Below are 21903 nucleotides of genomic sequence, written 5' to 3'. Positions count from 1 at the left end.
TCGAAAGAACTAGGAGGTCAACGGTGACCACCCCGGTTGAGAACCGTGAATCCGCCCGGCTGCGCAACTACGTCGACGGTGAGCTCGTGGACGCCAGAAGCGGCAGGTTCTCCGACGTCATCGACCCCTGCACCGGGGAAGCCTACCTTCAGGCCCCGGTCTCCGGAGCCGAGGACGTCGACGCCGCCTACGCCGCCGCAACCGCCGCCTTCGAGTCGTGGAGCCAGACCACCCCGGGTGAGCGCGCCGGTCTGCTGCTGAAGGTCGCCGACGCGATCGAGGCCAGGGCGGATGAGCTGAACGAGGCCGAGTGCCGCAACACCGGCAAGCCGCTCGCCCGCATGGCCGAGGACGAGACCCCGGTGGCCGCCGACCACTTCCGGTTCTTCGCGGGCGCCGCGCGCACGCTTGAGGGGCCGACGTCGGGTGAGTTCCTCGCCGACCACACCTCCGTGATCAGGCACGAGCCGATCGGCGTCGTCGGCCAGGTCACGCCGTGGAACTACCCGCTGATGATGGCGGTGTGGAAGATCGCCCCCGCGCTCGCCGCGGGTAACACCGTGGTGCTCAAGCCCTCCGACACCACCCCGGTCTCCACCGTCAAGCTCGCCGAGATCATCGGTGAGATCCTGCCGAAGGGCGTCTTCAACGTCGTCGTCGGCGACCGCGAGACCGGCGCGCTGGTCGTCGGCCACCCGTCGGCCCAGATGGTCGCGATCACCGGCTCCGTCGGCGCGGGCATGGCCGTGGCCAGGTCGGCGGCCGACGACCTCAAGCGCGTCCACCTCGAACTGGGCGGCAAGGCCCCCGTGGTGGTCTTCGACGACGTCAAGGACCTCAAGGCGGCCGCCGAGTCCATCGCGACCGCCGGGCTGTACAACGCGGGTCAGGACTGCACCGCGGCCTGCCGGGTGCTGGTCCAGGAGGACGTCCACGACGCCTTCGTCGCCGCGCTCACCGAGGCCGCGGCCGCGACCGTCACCGGTGACCTGTCCGTCGAGGACGCCCTGTACGGCCCGCTCAACAACGCCGCCCAGCTGGAGCGGGTCGCGGGCTTCCTTGAGCGCGTCCCCGGGCACGCCAAGGTGCTGACCGGCGGCGAGCGGGTCGGCGAGCGGGGCTACTTCTTCGCCCCGACCGTCGTCGACGGCCTGCGCCAGGACGACGAGATGGTGCAGAACGAGGTCTTCGGCCCGGTCATCACGGTGCAGACCTTCTCCGACGAGGCCGACGCGGTCGCCAAGGCCAACGGTGTCAGGTACGGCCTGTCCAGCTCGGTCTGGACCTCCGACCACGGCCGGGCGATGCGGGTCTCCAGGAGGCTGGACTTCGGCGTCGTGTGGGTCAACACCCACATCCCGTTCGTCTCGGAGATGCCGCACGGAGGGTTCAAGCACTCCGGATACGGTAAGGACCTGTCGGTTTTCGGCCTTCACGACTACCTTCGCGTAAAGCACGTCATGCACTACATCGGCGAGTAGCCGCAGACAGAGAGATTAAGCCTGGTATGACCGAAATCCAGGCGGGCTCAGAAGAGGAGGGGGCGGTTGCGGCCGTCCCCTCCTCCCCCCAGGTGCCCGCCATCGAGCTCTCCGGAGTCGTCAAGGAGTACCTCGCCCAGGGTGAGGTCGTCCAGGCGGTCAAAGGGGTCACACTGAGCATCGCCGGAGGCGAGTTCTTCTCCCTCCTGGGGCCCTCGGGCTGCGGCAAGACGACGACCATGCGGATGATCGCCGGGTTCGAGGACCCCTCGCGCGGCACGGTCAGGCTGCACGGCCAGGACGTCACCGGGGTCCCGCCGAACAGGCGCGACGTGAACATGGTCTTCCAGTCCTACGCGCTGTTCCCGCACATGAACGTCTGGGAGAACGTCGCCTTCGGCCTGCGGCGCAGGAAGGTCGCCGAGGCCGAGATCAAACGGCGCGTCGGGGAGATGCTGGAGATCGTCGACCTCACCGGGCGGGAGAAGCGCCGCCCCAGGGAGATGTCCGGCGGCCAGCAGCAGCGCGTCGCCCTGGCCCGCGCCCTGGTCAACAACCCCCGCGCGCTCCTGCTCGACGAGCCGCTCGGCGCCCTGGACCTCAAGCTCCGCCAGGCCATGCAGATCGAGCTCAAGCGCATCCAGCGCGAGGTCGGCATCACCTTCGTCTACGTCACCCACGACCAGAGCGAGGCGCTCACCATGAGCGACCGCATCGCCGTCATGAACGACGGCCTGGTCGAGCAGCTCGCCCCGCCCCGCGAGATCTACGAGCGTCCGGCCACCGCGTTCGTCGCGGGCTTCATCGGCACCTCCAACCTCCTCGACGGCGTCGTCGAGGAGACGGGCGCCGGGCGGGCCGTCCTGCGGGCGGGACACGGAGGGCGCGTCCTGGTCGAGGGGGACGCCCACGTCACGGGGGACCGCGTCGCGGTCACCGTGCGCCCGGAGAAGATCACGATCTCCGCCGGGGAGCCGGAGGGCGACCTCAGCGCGGTGCGCGGCACCGTCTCCGAGGTCGTCTACCTGGGGCTCTACAACAGCTACACGGTGCGCCTCGCCGACGGCGCCGAGATCACCGTCTTCCAGCAGAACGCGCTCGACAGCACGAGCACGGCCGAGCGTGGCGAGGCCGTCTGGTTGTCGTGGCAGGCACGCCACTCGTACGTGATCGGAAGTTGACGTTGACCACAGCCATGGACCCCCGCTCCAACCCCGCCCTGCTGCGGGGCCTGACGCAAAACCGCTCGGTCACCCGCCGCGACGCCCTGCGTCTGGCCGGGCTCTCGGCCGCCGGGCTCGCCCTGGCCGGTTGCGGCATCCAGGGCAAGAAGCCCGTGACCACGCCGAAGAAGGACGCGGTCGCCGACTTCTGGACCGGTAAGAAGCGCAACGGGACGATGCGGTTCGCCAACTGGCCGCTGTACATCGACAAGGACGGCAAGAGGTACCCGTCGCTGGAGATGTTCACCGCCGACACCGGGATCAAGGTCTCCTACAAGGAGGTCATCCAGGAGATCCCGTCCTTCTTCGGCAAGATCCAGCCGCTGCTCGCCGCGGGCAACGACATCGGCCACGACCTGATGGTGCTGACCAACGGCATCCACCTCGGCCGGGCCATCCAGCTCGACTACCTGGCCCCGCTGGACCACTCCAAGCTGCCCAACTTCGCCGCCAACGCCGCGCAGAAGGTCAAGAACCCGACGTGGGACCCGGGCAACGCCCACACGATCCCGTGGACGGTCGGGCTGACCGGCATCGCCTACAACCCCAAGTACGTCGACGAGGTCAAGAGCGTCGAGGACCTCTGGAACCCCAAGTACAAGGGCAAGGTCGGCATGATGACCGACAGCGAGGAGATCGCCAACGTCGGGCTGTTCTCCCTGGGCATCGACCCCGACACCTCGACGGAGGCCGACTGGCGCAAGGCGGCCGAGCGGCTCCAGGCGCAGCGCGACGCGGGGCTGGTGCGCAAGTACTACGAGAACGACTACGTGGACGCGCTCGCCAGGGGCGACGTGTGGATCACCATGGCCTGGTCGGGCGACATCTTCCAGCAGGTCGCCGAGGGCAAGGACCTCAAGTTCGTGGTCCCCCAGGAGGGCGGCACGATCTGGACCGACAACATGTGCATCCCCAGGACCGCGCAGAACCCGGTGGACGCGCTGACGTACATGGACTACGTCTACCAGCCCAAGATCGCGACGACCCTGGTCGAGGCCATCAACTACATCACGCCGGTCCCGGCGACCAAGGACCTGGTCCTCGCCGACGCGGCCAAGCAGTCCGGTGAGGACAAGGCGGCGCTCGAACAGCTGGCGAACAGCCCGATGATCTACCCCTCGGACGCCGACATGGCCAGGCTGCGTTCCTACGTGACCCTCGACGGGGCCAAGGAGAAGACCTTCGAGTCCATCTTCCAGCCGATCACCCAGGGCTGACGGAGAGCCCCGGTGAAGCGCCTCACCCCCTACCTGCTCATCCTGCCGGGCGGCCTGTGGTTACTGATCTTCCTGGTGGTGCCGATGGTCTTCATGGCCTCGGTCTCCACCCAGGAGGGCGACATCCTGAACGGCTTCGTGCAGACCTTCGACTTCTCCGTGTACGGCGACGCCCTGACGCGCTACCAGACGCAGTTCCTGCGCTCGGTCGGGTACGGCCTCGTGGGCACGGCCGTCTCCATCGCGATGGCCTATCCGGTGGCGTACTGGATCGCCTTCAGGGGCGGTTCCCGCAAGTCCACCTACCTGCTGCTGGTGCTGCTGCCGTTCTTCGTGTCGTTCGTGCTGCGCACGGTCTCGTGGAAGTTCCTGCTGGCCGACGACGGCCTGCTGCTGTCGCCGTTGAAGGCGATGGGCCTGGTGGCCCAGGACTTCCACGTCCTGCAGACCACGGTCGCGGTGATCGGCGGCCTGGTCTACAACTACCTGCCGTTCATGATCCTGCCGATCTACGTGGCGCTCGAACGGATCGACCCCCGGGTGGTCGAGGCGGCCCAGGACCTCTACGCGGCCAGGAGCCAGGCCTTCACGAAGGTCGTGCTGCCGCTCTCGCTGCCCGGGGTCTTCGCCGGGGTGCTGATGACGTTCGTCCCGATGACCGCCGACTACGTCAACGCCGGGATCCTCGGCGGCCCGGCCAACACGATGATCGGCAACATCATCCAGACCGAGTATCTCGTCAACGCCGACTATCCGACCGCGGCGGCGCTGTCGTTCACGCTGATGGCGGTGATGCTGGTCGGCATCTTCGCCTACGCCAGGGCGCTGGGCACCGAGAACGTGCTGGAGGCGGCGGCCCGATGAGCGCACCGGAGATCACCAGACCCAGGGTCAGGTTCGGCGAGCGGCTGCTGTGGGGCTACGTCTGGCTGGTCATCGCCTGGCTGTTCCTGCCGATCGTGGTCATGATCGTCTTCGGGTTCAACGACACCGCGAGCAAGTCGAACGTCACCTGGCAGGGCTTCACGCTCAGGTGGTGGGGCAGGCTGGGCGACTACCCCGAGCTGATCGGGGCCGTGGGCAACTCACTGCAGGTGGCCCTGCTCGCCACGCTGATCACCACGGTGATCGGCACCCTCATGGGGCTGGCGCTCGGCCGTCACCGTTTCCGCGGGCAGGGCGCGACCAACCTGGTGCTGTTCGCCGCGATCGCCTCACCCGAGCTCGTCATGGGCGCCTCGCTGCTGTCGCTGTTCGTCAGTGCCGGGGTGGACACCGGGTTCTGGACCGTGGTCGTGGCGCACGTGCTGTTCTCGCTGTCGTTCGTGGCCATCACCGTGCGGGCCAGGGTGATCGGGCTCGACAGGTCGGTCGAGGAGGCGGCCAGGGACCTGGGCGCCTCCACCTGGACCACCTTCTGGCGGGTGACGTTCCCGATGATCCTGCCCGGCGTCGTCTCCGGCGCGCTGCTGGCCTTCGCGCTGTCCATCGACGACTTCGTGATCACCCAGTTCACCAGCGGGGCCATGGAGACCTTCCCGCTGTGGATCTGGGGGGCCACCAGGATCGGCATCCCGCCGCAGGTCAACATCCTGGGAACGCTTATATTCGCGGTAGGCGTCGTGATCGCCGTGGTCAACACGGTGACCGCCCGCCGCCGCACTTGACCGTCGCCTGAGCCCGTGCCGCCGCCGGTGGCACGGGCTCAGGCGCATCAGGATCCTCGACAGAGAACAGGGAGGCGAGATCGGACTCAGGCGGGGGGAACCCGCGCGTGGCCCCCAAGGCCCCGCGACACACACAAAGACTCTTTGACTCACCGTAGGGAAGTGAGATTTGTGGATCCGCTGAAGGCTCTTGCTGACGCGGAGCGCAAGCCGTACTGGCTCGACAGTCCGGCGAAACCCGAGCCGCTGCCGCGGCTCTTCGGAAACACGACCGCCGGGCTCGCGGTGGTCGGCGGTGGCTTCTCGGGGCTGTGGACGGCCCTGATGGCCAAGGAGCGGGACCCGTCGCTGGACGTCGTCCTGCTGGAGGGAAAGAAGATCGGCTGGGCGGCGTCCGGCCGTAACGGCGGATTCGCCATGGCGACGCTCACCCACGGCATCGCCAACGGCCTTGAGCGCTGGCCGGAGGAGATCGCCCTCCTCGAACACATGGGACTGACCAACCTCGACGAGCTCGGCGAGACGGTCGCCAGGTACGGCATCGACTGCGGCTACGAGCGGACCGGGGAGCTGCACGTGGCCACCGAGCCGTGGCAGCTCGCGGAGATGCACCAGAGCGTCGAGGTCGCCAGGGAGCTGGGTGTCCGTTTCGACGTCCTCGACCAGGACCAGGTCAGGGCGGAGGTGAACTCGCCCACCTACGTGGGAGGCCACTGGGAGCGTGACGGCTGCGCCATGCTCGACCCCGCCCGGCTGGCCTGGGGCCTCAGGCAGGCCTGTCTCTCACTGGGCGTGCGCGTCCACGAGCGCACGCCGGTCAGGCACATGCGGGACACCGGGACGCACATGGAGCTGCTCACCCCGCACGGCACGGTCAGGGCCGAGAAGGTGGCGCTCGGCACCGGGGTGTTCCAGCCGCTGCTGCGCAGGCTGAAGCACTTCCTGGTGCCGGTCTACGACTACGCGCTGATGACCGAGCCCCTGTCGGAGGAGCAGCTGGCCTCGGTCGGCTGGCACAACCGGCAGGGCGTCGGAGACTCGGCCAACCAGTTCCACTACTACCGGCTGACCTCGGACAACCGCATCCTCTGGGGCGGCTACGACGCGGTCTACTACAACGGCGGGAGGATCAAGCCGGAGTACGAACAGCGCGACGAGACCTTCGTCAAACTGGCCGAGCACTTCTTCACGACCTTCCCGCAGCTGTCGGGGCTGCGCTTCACCCACCGGTGGGGCGGCGTCATCGACACCTGCAGCCGTTTCAGCGCCTTCTACGGAACCGCGCACGGCGGACGCCTGGCCTACGCCGCCGGATACACCGGCATGGGGGTCGGCGCGACCAGGTTCGGGGCGAACGTCATGCTCGACCTGCTCGGCGGCGAATCGACCGAGCGGACCGAGCTGCGGATGGTCAGGGAGAAGCCGCTGCCGTTCCCGCCGGAGCCGGTCCGCTCCGCCGGGATCCAGATGACCCGCTGGTCGATCGCCCAGGCCGACCTCCACCAGGGCCGTCGCAACCTCTGGCTGCGCACCCTGGACAAGATGGGTCTCGGGTTCGACTCCTAGCCGTCGTCCCCGGCTCTCGGCGCGTACGGCCGAGGGCCGGGGACGTTCGCGGAGCCGTACAGTCTGGGGGCATGAGCGAGAGGGTTGAGTTCGAGGCCGACGGGATCACACTCGTCGGTGACCTGCGCGTGCCCGAGGGGCCGGGGCCGTGTCCGGCGCTGGTGCTGACCGGGCCGTTCACCGGGACACGCGGCCAGGTCGCCGGCCGCTACGCCGAGGCGCTGACCGGGGCCGGCTACGTGACGCTGGCCTTCGACCACCGCAACTGGGGCGAGTCGGGCGGCACGCCGCGCGGGCACGAGGATCCGCAGGGCAAGCTGCGTGACCTGCGGGCCGCGGTCTCGCTGCTGCGCTCGCGTCCCGAGGCGGACGGCGGCCGGATCGGAGCGGTCGGGATCTGCCTCGGCGCGGGCTACGCGCTCAGGTTCGCCGCCCTCGACCCCCGGGTCGGGGCCTTCGCGGGCATCGCGGGGTCCTACGGCAATCCGTACGGCACGCGCGCCACGATGGGGGCGGGCTACCGGGAGGCGCTGGCCCGCCACGCCGAGGTCATGGAGCGTCAGGACCGGGGCGGGGAGGTGGAGTACCTGCCCGCCGTGGCGCAGGAGGGCGAGGCGGCCATGCCGGGGCCGGAGCCGTTCGACTACTACGGCACGGGGCGGGGCGCCTGCCCGCACTGGCGCAACCGGGTCACCAGGGCCTCCCTGGGTGAGCTGCTCACCGTGGACGACATGACCGGCGCCGACTTCCTGGCCCCGACGCCGGGCCTGGTCGTGCACGGGGTGATCGACCGGATGAGCTCCCCGGAGGGCGCCGAGGAGGTCTACCGGCGGATGGAGGGGCCCAAGCGGCTCGTCTGGGTGGACGCCCGGCGGCACACCGACCTCTACGACGTCGAGCCCTGCGTCACCCGGGCGGTCGAGGCCACGGCGGAGTTCCTCGCCGAACACCTCTGAAGGCGACATATCCGGATTTGTCGGTCTAGAGATCGCCCCAGCGGGGGAGAGGCTACATAGATCGATGTAGCCGACGGATGGGTCCGCGCGACGATGTCCCGCGGGCCGGGGACGGCGATCGTTGAAGGGTGACGACGCGACGCATCGACGTGCTCGACGTGCTCAGGGGCATCGCCATCATGGGCACGCTCGGCACCAACATCTGGATCTTCACCGACCCCCTGGGGCCGGCCGGGGTCATGGACGCCCTCTCCGGGAGCGGGGCGGCCGAGACCTTCCTGCACTTCCTGGCCAACGGCAAGTTCCTGGCCCTGCTCAGCCTGCTGTTCGGGGTGGGCATGGAGCTGCAGTACCGCTCGGCCGTACGGCGTGGCGTCACCTGGCCCGGCCGGTACCTGTGGCGGGCGGCGCTGCTGTTCGTCGAGGGACTGCTCCACTACGTGCTGATCTTCGAGTTCGACGTGCTCATGGGCTACGCCGTGGTCTCGGTCCTGGTGGCCTTCCTCATCGGCAGGAGCGACCGGGTGGTCAGGGCCTGGATGATCGTGACGGGGACGGTGTTCGCCGCCGTGATCGGCCTGATCACCCTCGCCCTCCTGTACGGCGTCGCCGATCTTTCCTCGGGGGCCGCGCCGTCGAGACGGTTCGCCGAGGGCGGCTACCTCGACCAGGTCACCGCCAGGATCGTCAACATGGGCACCTACCGCTTCGAGGCCGTGTTCATCGTCCCGCTGGGCGTCGTGCTGTTCCTGCTCGGCTCCCGCCTGGTGCGGGCGGGGGTCTTCGAGGACTCGGAACGCGGCGCCGTCCTGCGGCGCAGGCTGATGGTCCTCGGGCTCGGCGTCGGCGCGCCGCTGAACCTGCTGACGGCCTTCTCCGGAGAGGGCTGGTTCCTGGTCGACCGCTACCTGCTGCCGCCGCTGGTCGCGCTCGGCCTGCTGGGGCTGGTGACGACGGTCGCGCTCAGGGCGGGGGACGTCCAGGGCCGGATGCGCCGGGGGCTGACGGCCGTCGGCAGGACGGCGCTGAGCTGTTACGTCTTCCAGAACCTGGCGGGGGCGGTGCTCTGCTACGGCTGGGGGCTCGGCCTGGCCACGCGGTTCGAGGGACTGCGGCCGTGGTGGACGGTCGCCGCCTGGGCGGCCATCTGCGCGGTGTTCATGACGCTGGCCACGCTGTGGCTGCGCCGCTTCGAGCGGGGGCCGCTCGAAATCCTCTGGCAGCGGGCGTATCTGATGTCGTGGCGCCCGGCCCGGGAAACAACGGTGACAGATGATAAAATAACGGACAATTCGCCTCAGGGTTAGGGTCCGGTTTGCAGAAGAGGGTCGTCGGTACGGTCGCCTCCCTTCTGTTCGTTCTGCTCACCGTCATCCACGCGCCGCTCCAGGCGCACCACGGGCTACGCCACGAACCCGGCGTCGCCGTGGCCCTGGCGAGCGGCGCGATCCTGCCCCCGGCCTCGCCGTACAAGGCGGGGCACGGCCTGCCTCCGCCCACGATCCGGCACGCCGGTCCGGCACGGGTGGTGTGGCTGCGCCCCCGGCCGCCCGTCACCGTCGTCACGCGGGCCGTACACGGCCCGTCCGAACCCCGGGCGCCTCCGTCCGGCGATCTCTGACGCACCAGATCGAGATCGTCCGACGGAGGTTTTTTCATGTTCTACGAATGCGCTTTCACCATGCCCGGAATCAGGCCGGAAGGAGGCCACCGTGGCACTGGGTGACGCTCTCATCGCCCTCGGCGGCTCCTTCCTCGCCGCCGGGATCATCGCCAGGCTCGGCGGCCGGATCGGGCTGCCGACGATCCCCCTGTTCATGCTCGCGGGCATCATCTTCGGGCCGCACACCCCCGGGCTCGCCCTCGTGGAGAACCCGGCCGACCTGAAGGTCATCGCCACGCTCGGCCTGATCTTCCTACTGTTCTACCTCGGCCTGGAGTTCTCCCTCGACAGTCTCATCGCGGGCGGCAGCAGGCTGGTGCTCGCCGGGACCGTCTACATCCTGCTCAACGTCGGGGGAGGCCTGATCTTCGGGTTCGCCCTCGGCTGGGGGACGAGGGAGGCGCTGGTCCTGGCCGGGGTGGTCGGGATCTCCTCCTCGGCCATCGCGACCAAACTGCTCGTCGACCTCGGGCGGATCGGCAACCCGGAGAGCCGCCTCATCCTGGGAATCATCGTGGTCGAGGACATCTTCCTCGCCCTCTACCTGGCGGTGTTGCAGCCGGTGCTCAGCGGTGCCGACTCCTTCGCCGCCGCCGCGCTCTCCTTCGGCAAGGCCTTCGCCTTCCTGATCGCGCTGACCGCGCTGGCCAGGTGGGGCACCCGGTTGGTCGACAGGCTCGTGACCACCAAGGACGACGAGCTGCTCGTGGTGATGTTCACCGGACTGGCGATCCTCACCGCGGGTGTCGCGGAGGAACTCGGCGTCTCCGACGCCATCGGGGCCTTCATGATCGGCCTGATCCTCAGCTCGACCAAGGCCGCGCCGCGCATCCGCCAGCTCGTCCATCCGCTCAGGGACGCCTTCGCGGCCCTGTTCTTCTTCGCGTTCGGCCTGTCCATCGAGCCCGGGGACATGCTCTCCGTCGCCTGGCCCGTCGCCATCGCGGTCGTGCTCACCCTGGTGTTCAACGTGGCGGCGGGGGCACTGGCCGCCCGGATGAACTCCTTCGGCGCGACACAGGCGGTGAACATCTCACTGACCGTGCTCTCCCGAGGGGAGTTCGCCCTGGTCCTGGCGACCATGGCCGTGGCCGCCGGGCTCGACGGCAGGCTCGCGCCGTTCATCGCCGGGTACGTGCTCATCCTCGCGCTGTTCGGGCCGCTGATCGCCAGCCGTTCGGAGTGGTTCGCCCGCCTGCTGCCGGGCGGGCGCGAACGGGCCGAGGCCCTCTCCACGGGACCGAGGAGCTAGCGGGGCTCACAGGTCGCCGGCCCACGGAGGGTCGGCTCCGGGAACCGAGCAGGTACGGGCGGCGGCCCCGGCCGCGAAGGCCGCCGCCCGCCCGGCCGCGTCCAGGTCGAGGGCGTCGAGCCGCCCGCCGAGCAGGCCGTCCGCGCGCAGCCGGTGCAGGAACGCGGCGGTGAAGGAGTCACCGGCCCCGACGGTGTCCACGACCCGTACGGCGGGCGCGGGCACCCTCACGCGCAGGCCGTCCAGGGAGACGAGCGCGCCCCCGGGGCCGAGGGTCACCACGACCAGCCGGGCACCCGCGGCGTGCCAGGCGTCGCAGGCGCGCTCGGCCGTCTCACCGGGGCGGATCAGCTCCAGGTCGTCGAGGCTCAGCTTGACGACGTCGGCCAGCGCGCACCAGCGGGGCATCGCCTCCCGGTAGCGCTCAAGGGGGACGACGCCGGGGCGTACGTTGGGGTCGATCGAGACGGTCGCCCCGGCGGCGGCCCGCGCGAGCAGCTCCTCGATCCGCCCCGCTCCGGGGTCGTGGACCAGGGCGAGGGAGCCGGTGTGCAGGCAGACGGCGTCGCCGACCCGCTCGCCGGTCAGCTCCGCCGCACTCCACCGCCAGTCGGCCGCTCCCTCGGCGTGGAAGGAGTAGGCCGCCCGTCCCGCCTCGTCCAGGGTGGCGACGGCCAGGACGCTGGGCTCCTGCGCGCTCACACAGCCGGTCAGATCGACGCCGGAGGCGTCCAGGTGGGCGCGGAACAGCTCCCCGAAGGGATCACGGGAGATCCGCCCGAGGAAGCGGACGGGCGTGCCGAGACGGGCCAGGGCCACGGCGGTGTTGGCGGGACCGCCGCCGGGCAGGACCCGCAGGGCGAGCCCGCCTCCCGGCGCCGTACCGGTGACGAAGGCGTCGGCGACACACTCGCCGAGCACGGCGATCCGATCACGGGGCACGTGACGGTCCTTTCCCGAGGCGACCCACCGAGCCGATTCTTACAATCGGGCGGGGAACGGGGACAGGGGGGATGTCGTGTTGCGCGGTCTGGAGATTCCCGACGAGGAACGGCTCGCCGGGCGGATGGCCCGGCAGCTGGCCGACCGGCTGCCGCCGGGGTGTGTGATCTCGCCCTGGCGCCGGGGCGCCGACTACGCCGCGCTGCTCGTCGAGGCGGGCGGCGAACGGCGGTTCGTGCTCAGGGTGCCGCTGCGGGAGGTCACCCCGACGGCCTACGACGGGACGGTCGACTTCGGGGCCGTCCTCGAACGCGAGGTCCTGGCGCACGGGGTTCTCGCCCGGGCGGGTGTTCCCGTCGCCGGTCTCAGGGGGTGGCGGCGAGCCCGGGGTGAGGGGGAGCGGTCGTGGATGCTCCTGGACCTCGTCCCCGACGACGGAGCGGCCGAGCTCGGCGAAACGCGGCTGCGCCGCCTCGGTGAGGTCCTGGCGCGCGTTCACACGGCGGACGTCCCGGCGTCCCGGCGCGCGGGACTGGGCGCGGACTGCGCCCCGGAGGCGATGGCCAGGCGCATCGAGACCCGGGTGGGCGCGCTGGCCGCCCGCGTCCCCCTCGACGGGCACCGGGCGCTCGTCGAGGCGGCCACGGCGGTGGCCGGGGAGCGGGCCGGGCGGGCGCCGCTGCGGCTGCTCCACATGGACCTGCGCAGGGAGAACCTGTGCTTCCACGGGGACGACCTCGTCGCGGTGCTCGACCTGTCCAACTGCACGATGGGCGACCCCGCTGCCGAACTCGGCCGGATGAGAGCCTACGGCCTGCTGGAGGGGCCGCTGCTCGCGGGGTACGGCCGGGCCGGGGGCGAAGCGGCCGACGAGCGGACGATCGCCGCCTACGCCGTCGACACCTTCGCCCTGCTCGGCCTGCTCGGCACGGACGAGTTCGCCGACCAGGCGCTGGTCGACCGGGCCGTGACGGGCCTCGGGTGGTGTGCGGAGGTGCTGCGCGGATGAGCGCCTCAGGTCGCCTCAGGTCGTGGTCACCGTTCCCGAGGTGCCGTCGACCGTGATCCGCAGGCCGGTGACGACGTGTTCGGTCGCGTGGGCGACGCCGACGACGGCGGGGATGCCGTACTCCCTGGCCACCACGGCGCCGTGTGAGTTGGCCCCGCCCATCTCCATGACCAGGCCGCCCGCGGTGAGGAACAGCGGTGTCCAGCCGGGGTCGGTCGAGGGGCAGACCAGGATCTCCCCGGGTTCGAGGTGGGCCCCGACGGGGTCGAGGACGACCCTGGCCGTCCCGGTCACCGTCCCCGCCGAGGCGGGGGTCCCGGTCAGCGCGCCGTCGACCGGCTCCGCCGTGGCGACGGCCTCGGGTTCGGTGCCGTCGGACAGCACGACCCTGGGCAGGTGCCTGCGCAGCCGTTCCCGGTCCGCCTGGGCGCGCCGTTCCGCGACGAGCGCCCGGGAACCGGCGGGGTCGGCGGGCGGGGCAGACAGCAGGGCCCTGACCTCGCCGATCGTCAGGAAGAAGACGTCGCCGGGGGAGTCGAGGACGCCGCGGGAGGCCAGTTCGGCCCCGACGGCGGCCAGTTCGGCGCGCATCGCGGCCAGCACGGTCACCACGAGGAACTTGGGCAGCTCACGCAGCCCGGCCAGGGCCCGCGCCCTGCCGAGGGCGAAGCGGACGAGCGGCCCGCGGAGGCCACCGGCCCGGGCGGCGAGTGTCCTGATCATGACGGCCGCCTCCGCGGCGCCCCTGGCGAACACCTCGTCGGGAGCCTGGGAGAGGTCGTCCAGGCGCAGGTAGTTGGCCAGCACACCCAGGACGTGCGTGGGGTCCTCCGACCAGCGGGGCACCCCCAGGTCGATCTCGGCGACCGCGCGGACGCCGTAGACCGCGAGGAACTCCCGCAGCTCCCGCTGGACCGTCCGCGGCAGCGTCCCGTCGTGGAAGCGCCGGGCCAGGTCGGCGGCGGGGACGGTGAGCAGCAGGGCGGCGGCGTCGGCGTCCCGCCTGATCCGGCCCGCCAGCCGCCACAGGGCCAGGTCCATCTCGGTGGTGACGTTGTGCGGCAGCCCGCGCAGCACGGTCGTCAGCTCCCCGGGCCGGGCCCGTCCGCCCAGGAGACGGGCGGCCAGGCCCAGCATGGCGAACCCGGCGATGGGGCCGGGCACGACGTGGGGAAGCAGGGGGACGGTCCGCGCGCTCAGCGTCCGCTCGACCCGGTCGAGCCGCTCAAGCGAGGTGGCGCTCTCCGGCAGCGGCGCCAGCTCGGCCCGCAGCCGTGACCTGAGGCGTTCGACCCGCCCCCGCGTGGCCCCGGGGTTCAGCACGGCCCGCACGACGTTGGAGGGGACGCGGAAGCGGCGCGCGATCCGCAGCACCCGCCGCAGCGCGGGCAGCACGGAGCGCCGGGTCACCCCGAAACGGGGGTCGTCGAACAGGCCGCGCAGCACCACCGCCGACCTGGCCTCCATCACGTCCAGCAGGCGCGGCACGATCGCACGACCGGCCCGTCCGCGCATGACGCCGGTGACGTCGAGGAACAGCCGCCCGGCCGCCTCGGTCAGGTGCGGGGCCCCGGCGGTCACGTCGGCCACCGGGTTCCCCGCCAGCGCCGAGATCGAGGAGGAGATCAGCCGGAAGGCCGAGACGCCCATCGGGGTGAACGGCGCGTAGACGCCCTGCGCGACGCTGAAGGAGAAGTAGATCCGGGGGCCGCCCTCCGCCCGCGCCGCGGCGCTCTCGGGGACGGGGAAGAGGGTGGTGATCGGGCGAGACTGGGTCAGCCACAGCGCGCCGTCGGCGTCGATGGCCCACTCGGTGTCCTGCGGGCTCCCGTAGTGTTCCTCGACCCGCCCGCCCAGCGCGGCCAGCGCCCTGACCTGGTCGTCGGTGACGCAGGCCGACCCCGTCCCGTCCCCGAGGCCGACATGCTCGACGCCTCCCCCGGGCAGCGGCCGTACGGCCAGCAGCTTGTCGCCGGGGCGCCGCCCGGTGATCCGGCCGGTCGCGACGTCCACCACGAAGTGGTCGGGGTTGACGGAGCCGGAGACCACGGCCTCGCCGAGCCCGGGACTGGCGTCGATCACCGCCTCGTGCCGCCTGCCGGTGACGGGGTTGGCGGTGAACATCACCCCGGCGACCTCGGAGGAGACCATCTCCTGGATCACGACGGCCAGCAGGACGGACCGGTGGTCGACGCCGTTGGCCGCCCGGTAGGAGACCGCCCTGTCGGTCCACAGCGAGGCCCAGCAGCGCCTGACCGCGTCGAGCACGGCCTCCTCGCCCACCACGTTGAGGTAGGTGTCCTGCTGCCCGGCGAAGCTGGCGTGCGGCAGGTCCTCGGCGGTCGCCGAGGAGCGCACGGCGACCGGGCCGGAGGGACCGCCGGGACCGCGCACGCCGTGCCGTACGGCCTCGGCGACCTCGGGGGGCACCGGGGCGGCGAGCACGAGGGCGCGGGCCCTGGCGGCCAGTTCGTTCAGGGCTGTGACGTCCCCGGCGGGGGTCGTGGCCAGCGCGTCGAGCACGTCGCCGAGACCCGCCCCCTCGGTGGCCGCGCGGTAGGCCCGTGTGGTGAGGCAGACCCCGGGCGGGACGGGGAAACCGGCCCTGGTGAGCACGCCGAGGTTGACGGCCTTGCCGCCGGCCAGGGGGAGCGCCTCCGCTCCGATGTCGGAGAACGGCAGGATCAACGGGCTGGCGGACATCGGCGAGCCTCCACAAGGCCACGGGCGGTGATCAGTGTCTTTCTCCCGTAAACGTAGGTCGGTGCGACCAGAAAGTCAACAAGTGATGAAATAAGGGGGAACGCCGCCGTGGAGACGGATCACGCCAACTGATCGATAGCGGGGCGGTAATCCGATAAGAAGAGGAGCATGACCACCGAGCAGACGTACGTCATCGTTGGGGCGGGCCTCGCAGGCGCGAAGGCCGCCCAGTCCCTGCGGGAGGAGGGCTTCGACGGCAGGATCACCCTTGTCGGCGCCGAGTCCGAACTGCCCTACGAACGTCCTCCGCTGTCGAAGGGTTATCTCCTGGGCAAGGAGGACCAGGCCAAGGTCTACGTCCACGACGAGGCCTGGTACCGCGAGCACTCCGTGGAACTGGTGTCCGGCAGCCAGGTGACCGACCTCGACCGGGGCGCGCGCATGCTGGAGCTGGACGGCGGAGGGCAGATCGGCTACGACAAGCTGCTGCTCGCGACCGGCGCCTCCCCGCGCCGCCTCGACGTGCCCGGCGCCGACCTTGAGGGCCTGCACTACCTGCGTGACCTCGGAGACTCACAGCGGCTCCGTGACGCGATCAAGGGCGGCGGCCGGGTCGTCGTCGTCGGCGCGGGCTGGATCGGCCTTGAGACGGCGGCGGCGGCCCGCGAGTACGGCTGCGAGGTGACCGTCGTCGAGCCACGCCCGGTGCCGCTGCAGGCCGCGCTCGGGCCGGAGATGGGCGGTTTCTTCGCCGACCTGCACCGGCGGCACGGGGTCGACCTGAGGCTCGGCCGTCAGGTGACCGGTGTCCTCGGCGACGGGCGCGTCAGGGCCGTCGCGACCGACGACGGGGCGGAGGTCCCGGCCGACGTCGTGATCGTCGGCGTGGGCGTGCGGCCCAACGCCGAGCTGGCCGTACTGTCCGGTCTGCCCGTGGACAACGGAGTCCTGGTCGACGCCGCGCTGCGCACGGAGGACCCCGACGTCTACGCCGCCGGTGACGTGGCCAACGCCTTCAACCCCCTGTACGGCACCCGCGTCCGCGTCGAGCACTGGGCCAACGCGCTCAACGGCGGCCTCGCCGCGGGCAGGTCCATGCTGGGCCAGGAGGTCGTCTACGACAGGCCGCCCTACTTCTTCAGCGACCAGTACGACGTGGGCATGGAGTTCTCCGGCTGGTTCGAGCCGGGCGGCTACGACTCCGTCGTCGTCAGGGGAGAGCGGGAGGAACAGGCCTTCTACGCCTTCTGGCTCAGCGGGGGCCGCGTCGTGGCGGGCATGCACGTCAACCTGTGGGACGACGGCATCGGCCCGGTGCAGAACCTGATCCGCTCGGGCGTCGCCGTGGACGCCGAGCGGCTCGCCGACCCCGGGGTCCCGCTCGCGGACCTGGCGAAGTCCTGATCCGCGCGTCCTTCCGCCGGGGGCCGCATCCCGAGCCCCCGGCGGAAGGCGCGAGAAGGTTCAGGAGCGGGCGGCCTCGCGGGCGCGGCGGGCCTCGCGGCGCTCGACGAAGCGGGAGGCGGAGACCTCCAGACGGGCGAGGAACTCGGCGAGCTCCTCCCGGGCCTTCTCGCCCTCGCCGTCGAGGTCCTTCATGTCGAAGACGGCCCACTGCCGCAGCACCGGCATGAGGACGTCGTCGATGTGCAGGCGCAGGTCGTAGATCCCTGCGTTGGCGATGATCATCGCCTTGCGGCTGAAGCCCTCGATGCCGGTCCCCGGCATCTGGAAGGTGGTCACCACGTCGGTGACGGCGCGCATCGTCTGGCTCGGGGCCAGCTTGAAGGCGGCGTCGAGAAGGTTCCGGTAGAAGAGCATGTGCAGGTTCTCGTCGGCGGCGATCCTGGCCAGCAGCCGCTCGCAGTTCGGCTCGCCGGAGGCCCTGCCGGTGTTGCGGTGCGAGATCCGGGTGGCCAGCTCCTGGAAGGAGACGTAGGCCAGTGAGTGGAGCACTCCCTCGTAGGAGTTGGTGAACCCCTCCTCCATGTGGAACATGCGGGCGCGTTCGAGGGCGACCGGGTCGACCGCGCGGGTGACCGTCAGATAGTCACGCAGGGCGGCGCCGTGCCGGGCCTCCTCCGCGGTCCACCGGTGCACCCAGGTGCCCCAGGCGGCGTCGCGGCCGAAGGCGGTGGCGATCTCGTAGTGGTAGCTGGGGAGGTTGTCCTCGGTCAGCAGGTTGACGATGAGGGAGACGCGCGCCTCTTCGGGCAGCTTCGAGTCGTTCTCGACCCAGGCCTCGCCGCCGAGCACGCCGTCGAAGTCCCTGCCTTCGGACCACGGGACGTATTCGTGGGGGAACCACTCCTTCGCCACCTTGTGATGCCGGTCCAGCTCCCCGGCGACGACGGGCTCAAGCTCAAGCAACAGCTCGGTCTGGCTGAACTCGCGCATTGCGGTCTTCTCCCTCACAGACTACGGAACCGTAACCTACGTTAGCGTAGGTACCCCGAGGGTCGGTACGCGAGATGTCTCACCTCTGCCGCCCAGACCGAGGGAGGCGAGGAGGACGACCAGGGCGTCGCTCAGCACCAGCAGGCGCTGGAGCAGGCCGTAGTAGCCGGGGCCGTCGATGAGGGAGGAGACCAGTGAGCCCGGGTGGGCGGCCAGGAAGGCGGCCAGGAGCACCACCGAGAGCGCGCTGACGACCGAGAGCAGCGGGTTCCTGAACCTCCTGCCGAGCAGCCAGCCCGCGCAGGGCAGCGCGGTGAAGACCACGGCCGCCGACCAGCGGTGGATCTCCCCGCCCGCCGAGAGGGTCCCGGCGGCGGTGTCCGTGGTGAAGGCCGCGGTCAGCAGCAGGCCGACGGCCCCGGCCAGGAACAGCACCCGGGCGGCGGCGCTGCGCGCCGGGTCCACCCGGGCCAGGCCGTAGGAGACCCAGACCGAGCCGACGGCGAGCGCGATCGTGCCGAGGACCATCGCCGGGGCACTGGCGCCCAGCAGCGCGTAGTCGCTGATCAACGTCGTCATCGGATCGACCTGGCCCGCGGCCACGTGCGCGTAGAGCGTCGCGGCGACGGCCAGCAGCGCCGCCGCGACCCCCGGCCAGCGCCACACGGCGCGTGCGCCCGCGTTCTCCGCTTTCACGGTTCCTTCGCTTTCCTTTCCCGTGCCGACGGCGCCCCTGCCCAGGGCGCCCGCGCTCACCGCGCCACCTCCTGATAGATCGCCTCGAACCTGGCCAGGGAGGCCTGGTGGTCGTGGGTCAGCGCGATCGAGCGGCTCACGGCGCCCATGGAGGCGCGCGCCTGCGGGCTGCGCAGCAGGTCGCCCAGGTGCTTGGCCAACCCCCGCACGTCGCCGGGGGCGAACAGGTGGCCGTTCTCGCCGGGCCGTACGAGGTGGGGCAGGGCCATCGCGTCGGCGGCGACGACCGGCAGGCCCGTCGCCATGGCCTCAAGCGTCGCGATGCTCTGCAGCTCCGCGACACTGGGCATCGCGAACACGTCCGCCGCGGCGTACACCTGCGGGATCGTCTCGTCCGGCACGAAACCGAGGAAGATCACCCGGTCGCCGACCCCGATCCGGTGCGCCAGCCGCTCCAGCGCCGCCCGCTGCCCGCCGGTGCCGACCAGCGCGATCTGCGCGTCGGTCTCGTTGAGGACGTACGGCAGCGCGCGGACGAGGTCCTCAAGCCGCTTCTCCTCGTCCAGGCGCCCCACGAACAGCACCGTGTCCCGGTCGGGCAGGTCGAAGGCCTTGCGCGCCCACGCCCTGGGCTCGGCGTGCGGGTGGAAGCGGGCGAGGTCGATACCGCAGGAGACGGCCTCGACCGAGCGGGTGAAGCCCCGGTCGGTGAGCAGCCCGGCGGCGATCCTGGTCGGCGTGGTGACCCGGTCGACACGGGAGAAGATCCGGTTGAAGTCGCGCCAGGCCAGCCGGGCGACCTGCTCCCGCAGCGGCCCGGGGACGTGCGCGAACTGGAAGAGGTTGTCGGGCATGAAGTGGTTGGTCGCGACCACCGGGACGCCGCCGCGCCTGGCCGCCGAGATCGCGGCCCTGCCGACCACGAAGTGTCCCTGGACGTGGAGCACGTCGGGGGCGATGTGCCGTACCAGCCGGTCGAGCCTGGAGGGGAGGGAGACGCGCATGGTCGGGTGGACCAGCAGCGGGGCCGAGCGCAGCCGGTGCACGGTCACCCCGTCGAGGGACTCGGTCCTGGCCGGGCCCTCGTCGGAGCAGCAGATCACGTGGACCTCGTTGTCCCGCCCGGCCAGGCCACAGGCCAGGCGGTGGGTGAAGTAGGCGGTGCCGTTGACGTCCGGCGGGTAGGTGTCGGTGGCGATCAGAACCCGTCTCGGCCTCTGGGGAAGGGGGGACGGGGCGAGGATCGGGGCGGCTGAGGTGACCATCGATACTCCTTCATCGATCTAATCGGACGTTGGGGGACAGCGGGGTCGTACGGGCCAGCGCGACCGTGCCCGCGGCGGTGAGGCAGGCGGCGGCGAGCGCGGTCAGCGTGCTCACCGCGCCGGTCGGCAGCGGTTCACCGAGCAGCAGGGCTCCGAAGACGACGGCGGTGAGCGGGTCCGCCACCTGGAGCGCGGCGAAGGCGACGCCGAAGTGGCCGGCGGCGTAGGCGTGCTGCAGCAGGACCAGCGCGACCAGGCAGGGCAGCGGTACGGCGAGCACCAGCCAGAGGTCCCAGTCGCCGTAGACCAGGACCCTGGTGAGGGTGGCGGTCGCCCCGTAGAGCACGCCCGCGGCCATGGCGAGCAGCCCGGCCCGTCCCGCCGGAGAGGTCAGCCGGGAGGCCGCCCACAGGGCCAGGGCGGTGATGGCCGCCCCCGCGAGCAGGGCCACCACCCCCGTCGTGCTCAGGTGGGGGTCTCCGGTGCCCTGGGGCACGACCAGTACCAGGCCGCCGAGCCCGACGGCGATCACCGCGGCGGCGGACAGTTCACGGGACGTGGGTCTGCGACCGCCGAGGGCGGCGGCGCAGGGCAGGGCGAACAGCAGGCTGGCCACGCCCATCGGCTGGACGACGGTGAGCGGGCCGTACCTCAGGGCGAGGACGTGCAGGCCGGTCCCGACCCCGATGGACAGCCCGCCGAGCAGCCATCGCGGGCGCCGGAACAGACGGCCGATCGTGGGTCGTTCCGCACCGGCCGCCTCGTGCTGCTGCAACGCGGCTCCGAGCGCGAAGAACAGCGATCCCAGCAACGCCAGGCCGACGGCCAACACGGTCATGCGCACTCCTTCCACTGCAGATGAAGACATGGCGAGATGGCCGAGACACCTCAAGGAGGCGACCGGTTGGGGTCTTCCGGTGAACCAGTGGCAGCGTCTCGCGGCACGGACCCCGGAACCATCGGGGTTCTCCCTGACTCCCCGGGGAATTCCCCGGGGTCGGGCTCGGGGGCCGTCAGGGCCTCGTGGCCGGAGCGACGGCCTTCTCCGAGGTGACGGAGTTCCCTCCCCGCGGGCGCGGGGGAAAGGAGGTAGGGGTCAGTCGCGGACCCCGGCCGCGGTCCGCTCGTGCCGCTCGGCCGTACGGCGCCGCCGGGTGAAGCGGACCATCTCGACCACCGCCGTGATCGACAGGGCGATGCCGAGGCCGAGCAGCAGCCCCTTGATCGGGTCGTTCTCGAAGGCGGCGCCGCCCACGAAGCCGATCAGCCCCGAGTAGATCGCCCAGGACACGGCGGCCAGGGCGTCGAAGAGGGCGAAGGAGCGCCGGGGGTAGGCGACGGCGCCCATGGTGAGGGTGCACGCGGTCCGGCCCGCGGGGATGTAACGGGCCACGACCAGGACCAGCCCGCCGCGTTCTGCCAGGGCCCGTTCCGCCCAGGCGATCGCCTTGCCGCTGCGCCTTCCGCCCCTCAGACGGCTGTTGGTCGTGCGCCCGATGGCGTACGAGATGTGGTCGCCCGCGAACGCTCCGAGTGCCGCGACCACGATCACCAGCCACAGGCTGGGTGCGCCGGTCGAGGCGGCGAAGACACCGGCCGTGATGACGGCCGTCTCCGCGGGGACCACGGGAAAGAAGCCGTCGAGCATGGCCAGCGCGAACAGCGCCAGATAGATCCACGGCGAGGACATCGCCTGGTGGACGGCGTCGAGGATGGCCTGTGTCACAGCCGCACTCCTGTAGGTATCGGGAACCGCACACAGCACGGTGCCGGGCGGCCCGCATGTCGGGCATCAGGGGGAGTCCCCGAGCTTTCGGGGAGCGCCCCCTGAGGGCCCCTCAGGGGCGCGTCATCTCGACCCTAGGA

At 71.3% G+C, this 21903-nt stretch carries 19 protein-coding genes; 12 read left to right on the top strand and 7 right to left on the bottom strand.

Features of this window, described 5'->3' with window-relative positions:
* Positions 1–23 precede the first annotated feature (23 nt).
* The 10 genes from ABZ470_RS03495 (at position 24) to ABZ470_RS03450 (ending at position 11025) form a co-directional block, all read left to right on the top strand.
* Complete coding sequence (locus ABZ470_RS03495; RefSeq protein WP_362909718.1) at positions 24–1481, top strand: gamma-aminobutyraldehyde dehydrogenase; 1458 nt, start codon at positions 24–26, stop codon at positions 1479–1481.
* 26 nt (positions 1482–1507) lie between these two features.
* Positions 1508–2662 carry an ABC transporter ATP-binding protein gene (locus ABZ470_RS03490; protein WP_362909716.1) on the top strand — a complete coding sequence of 385 codons (1155 nt, stop codon included), beginning with the start codon at positions 1508–1510 and terminating at the stop codon, positions 2660–2662.
* A 14-nt stretch (positions 2663–2676) separates the two neighbouring features.
* Positions 2677–3921, top strand: coding sequence for a spermidine/putrescine ABC transporter substrate-binding protein (locus ABZ470_RS03485; RefSeq protein ID WP_352010156.1), 1245 nt, complete (start codon positions 2677–2679; stop codon positions 3919–3921).
* 12 nt (positions 3922–3933) lie between these two features.
* The gene (locus ABZ470_RS03480; protein ID WP_352009504.1) at positions 3934–4785 is read left to right on the top strand and encodes an ABC transporter permease; all 852 of its coding nucleotides are present in this window, start codon (positions 3934–3936) and stop codon (positions 4783–4785) included.
* Positions 4782–5588 (top strand): ABC transporter permease, encoded by an 807-nt coding sequence (locus ABZ470_RS03475; protein ID WP_352009503.1) that lies wholly within the window; start codon positions 4782–4784, stop codon positions 5586–5588. The genes ABZ470_RS03480 and ABZ470_RS03475 overlap by 4 nt, the downstream gene beginning before the upstream one ends.
* 171 nt (positions 5589–5759) lie before the next feature.
* A complete protein-coding gene (locus tag ABZ470_RS03470) occupies positions 5760–7154 on the top strand; it encodes an FAD-dependent oxidoreductase (protein WP_352010155.1) in 1395 nt (464 codons plus the stop codon).
* A 71-nt stretch (positions 7155–7225) separates the two neighbouring features.
* Positions 7226–8110 carry an alpha/beta hydrolase gene (locus ABZ470_RS03465; RefSeq protein WP_362909714.1) on the top strand — a complete coding sequence of 295 codons (885 nt, stop codon included), beginning with the start codon at positions 7226–7228 and terminating at the stop codon, positions 8108–8110.
* A 128-nt stretch (positions 8111–8238) separates the two neighbouring features.
* Complete coding sequence (locus ABZ470_RS03460; RefSeq protein ID WP_362909712.1) at positions 8239–9417, top strand: DUF418 domain-containing protein; 1179 nt, start codon at positions 8239–8241, stop codon at positions 9415–9417.
* A gap of 8 nt (positions 9418–9425) precedes the next feature.
* Entirely contained in the window at positions 9426–9731 is a 306-nt protein-coding gene (locus ABZ470_RS03455; protein WP_362909709.1) for a hypothetical protein, read from the top strand.
* A gap of 91 nt (positions 9732–9822) precedes the next feature.
* Entirely contained in the window at positions 9823–11025 is a 1203-nt protein-coding gene (locus ABZ470_RS03450) for a cation:proton antiporter (protein WP_362909707.1), read from the top strand.
* 6 nt (positions 11026–11031) lie between these two features.
* Here the strand turns inward: ABZ470_RS03450 and ABZ470_RS03445 are convergent, their stop codons facing one another.
* Complete coding sequence (locus ABZ470_RS03445; RefSeq protein WP_362909705.1) at positions 11032–11967, bottom strand: carbohydrate kinase; 936 nt, start codon at positions 11965–11967, stop codon at positions 11032–11034.
* A gap of 76 nt (positions 11968–12043) precedes the next feature.
* Between ABZ470_RS03445 and ABZ470_RS03440 the strand changes: the two genes are divergently transcribed.
* Complete coding sequence (locus tag ABZ470_RS03440) at positions 12044–12976, top strand: phosphotransferase (RefSeq protein WP_362909703.1); 933 nt, start codon at positions 12044–12046, stop codon at positions 12974–12976.
* A 15-nt stretch (positions 12977–12991) separates the two neighbouring features.
* Here ABZ470_RS03440 and ABZ470_RS03435 read toward each other — a convergent pair whose 3' ends face one another.
* Entirely contained in the window at positions 12992–15679 is a 2688-nt protein-coding gene (locus ABZ470_RS03435; protein ID WP_362909701.1) for a PEP/pyruvate-binding domain-containing protein, read from the bottom strand.
* A gap of 168 nt (positions 15680–15847) precedes the next feature.
* Here ABZ470_RS03435 and ABZ470_RS03430 point away from each other — a divergent pair, with 168 nt between their 5' ends.
* Entirely contained in the window at positions 15848–17083 is a 1236-nt protein-coding gene (locus tag ABZ470_RS03430) for an FAD-dependent oxidoreductase (protein WP_362909699.1), read from the top strand.
* 60 nt (positions 17084–17143) lie between these two features.
* On the opposite strand, the gene ABZ470_RS03425 is transcribed toward ABZ470_RS03430, so the two are convergent.
* The 5 genes from ABZ470_RS03425 to ABZ470_RS03405 form a co-directional block, all read right to left on the bottom strand.
* Positions 17144–18076 carry an acyl-ACP desaturase gene (locus ABZ470_RS03425; protein WP_362776889.1) on the bottom strand — a complete coding sequence of 311 codons (933 nt, stop codon included), beginning with the start codon at positions 18074–18076 and terminating at the stop codon, positions 17144–17146.
* A 36-nt stretch (positions 18077–18112) separates the two neighbouring features.
* Complete coding sequence (locus ABZ470_RS03420) at positions 18113–18832, bottom strand: DUF998 domain-containing protein (RefSeq protein WP_362909697.1); 720 nt, start codon at positions 18830–18832, stop codon at positions 18113–18115.
* The gene (locus ABZ470_RS03415; RefSeq protein WP_352009492.1) at positions 18829–20037 is read right to left on the bottom strand and encodes a glycosyltransferase; all 1209 of its coding nucleotides are present in this window, start codon (positions 20035–20037) and stop codon (positions 18829–18831) included. The genes ABZ470_RS03420 and ABZ470_RS03415 overlap by 4 nt, the downstream gene beginning before the upstream one ends.
* A 10-nt stretch (positions 20038–20047) precedes the next feature.
* A complete protein-coding gene (locus ABZ470_RS03410) occupies positions 20048–20875 on the bottom strand; it encodes a DMT family transporter (protein ID WP_362909694.1) in 828 nt (275 codons plus the stop codon).
* Positions 20876–21133: 258 nt separating this feature from the next.
* Positions 21134–21763 carry a DedA family protein gene (locus tag ABZ470_RS03405; protein WP_362909692.1) on the bottom strand — a complete coding sequence of 210 codons (630 nt, stop codon included), beginning with the start codon at positions 21761–21763 and terminating at the stop codon, positions 21134–21136.
* Between the last annotated feature and the right edge of the window lie 140 nt (positions 21764–21903).

It is taken from the genome of Streptosporangium sp. NPDC020072 (genome assembly GCF_040631445.1).
In the GTDB taxonomy this organism is placed as follows: Bacteria; Actinomycetota; Actinomycetes; order Streptosporangiales; family Streptosporangiaceae; genus Streptosporangium.
The sequence above is the reverse complement of the archived record's forward strand: the minus strand, read 5'-3'. Positions and strand labels throughout refer to the sequence as shown.

Excerpts from the sequence above, each read along its gene's own strand:
- ABZ470_RS03425 (WP_362776889.1), bottom strand. The coding sequence starts at position 18,076 with ATGCGCGAGTTCAGCCAGACCGAGCTGTTGCTTGAGCTTGAGCCCGTC.
- ABZ470_RS03435 (WP_362909701.1), bottom strand. The coding sequence starts at position 15,679 with ATGTCCGCCAGCCCGTTGATCCTGCCGTTCTCCGACATCGGAGCGGAG.
- ABZ470_RS03475 (WP_352009503.1), top strand. The coding sequence starts at position 4,782 with ATGAGCGCACCGGAGATCACCAGACCCAGGGTCAGGTTCGGCGAGCGG.
- ABZ470_RS03465 (WP_362909714.1), top strand. The coding sequence starts at position 7,226 with ATGAGCGAGAGGGTTGAGTTCGAGGCCGACGGGATCACACTCGTCGGT.
- ABZ470_RS03415 (WP_352009492.1), bottom strand. The coding sequence starts at position 20,037 with ATGGTCACCTCAGCCGCCCCGATCCTCGCCCCGTCCCCCCTTCCCCAG.
- ABZ470_RS03430 (WP_362909699.1), top strand. The coding sequence starts at position 15,848 with ATGACCACCGAGCAGACGTACGTCATCGTTGGGGCGGGCCTCGCAGGC.
- ABZ470_RS03410 (WP_362909694.1), bottom strand. The coding sequence starts at position 20,875 with ATGACCGTGTTGGCCGTCGGCCTGGCGTTGCTGGGATCGCTGTTCTTC.
- ABZ470_RS03490 (WP_362909716.1), top strand. The coding sequence starts at position 1,508 with ATGACCGAAATCCAGGCGGGCTCAGAAGAGGAGGGGGCGGTTGCGGCC.
- ABZ470_RS03485 (WP_352010156.1), top strand. The coding sequence starts at position 2,677 with ATGGACCCCCGCTCCAACCCCGCCCTGCTGCGGGGCCTGACGCAAAAC.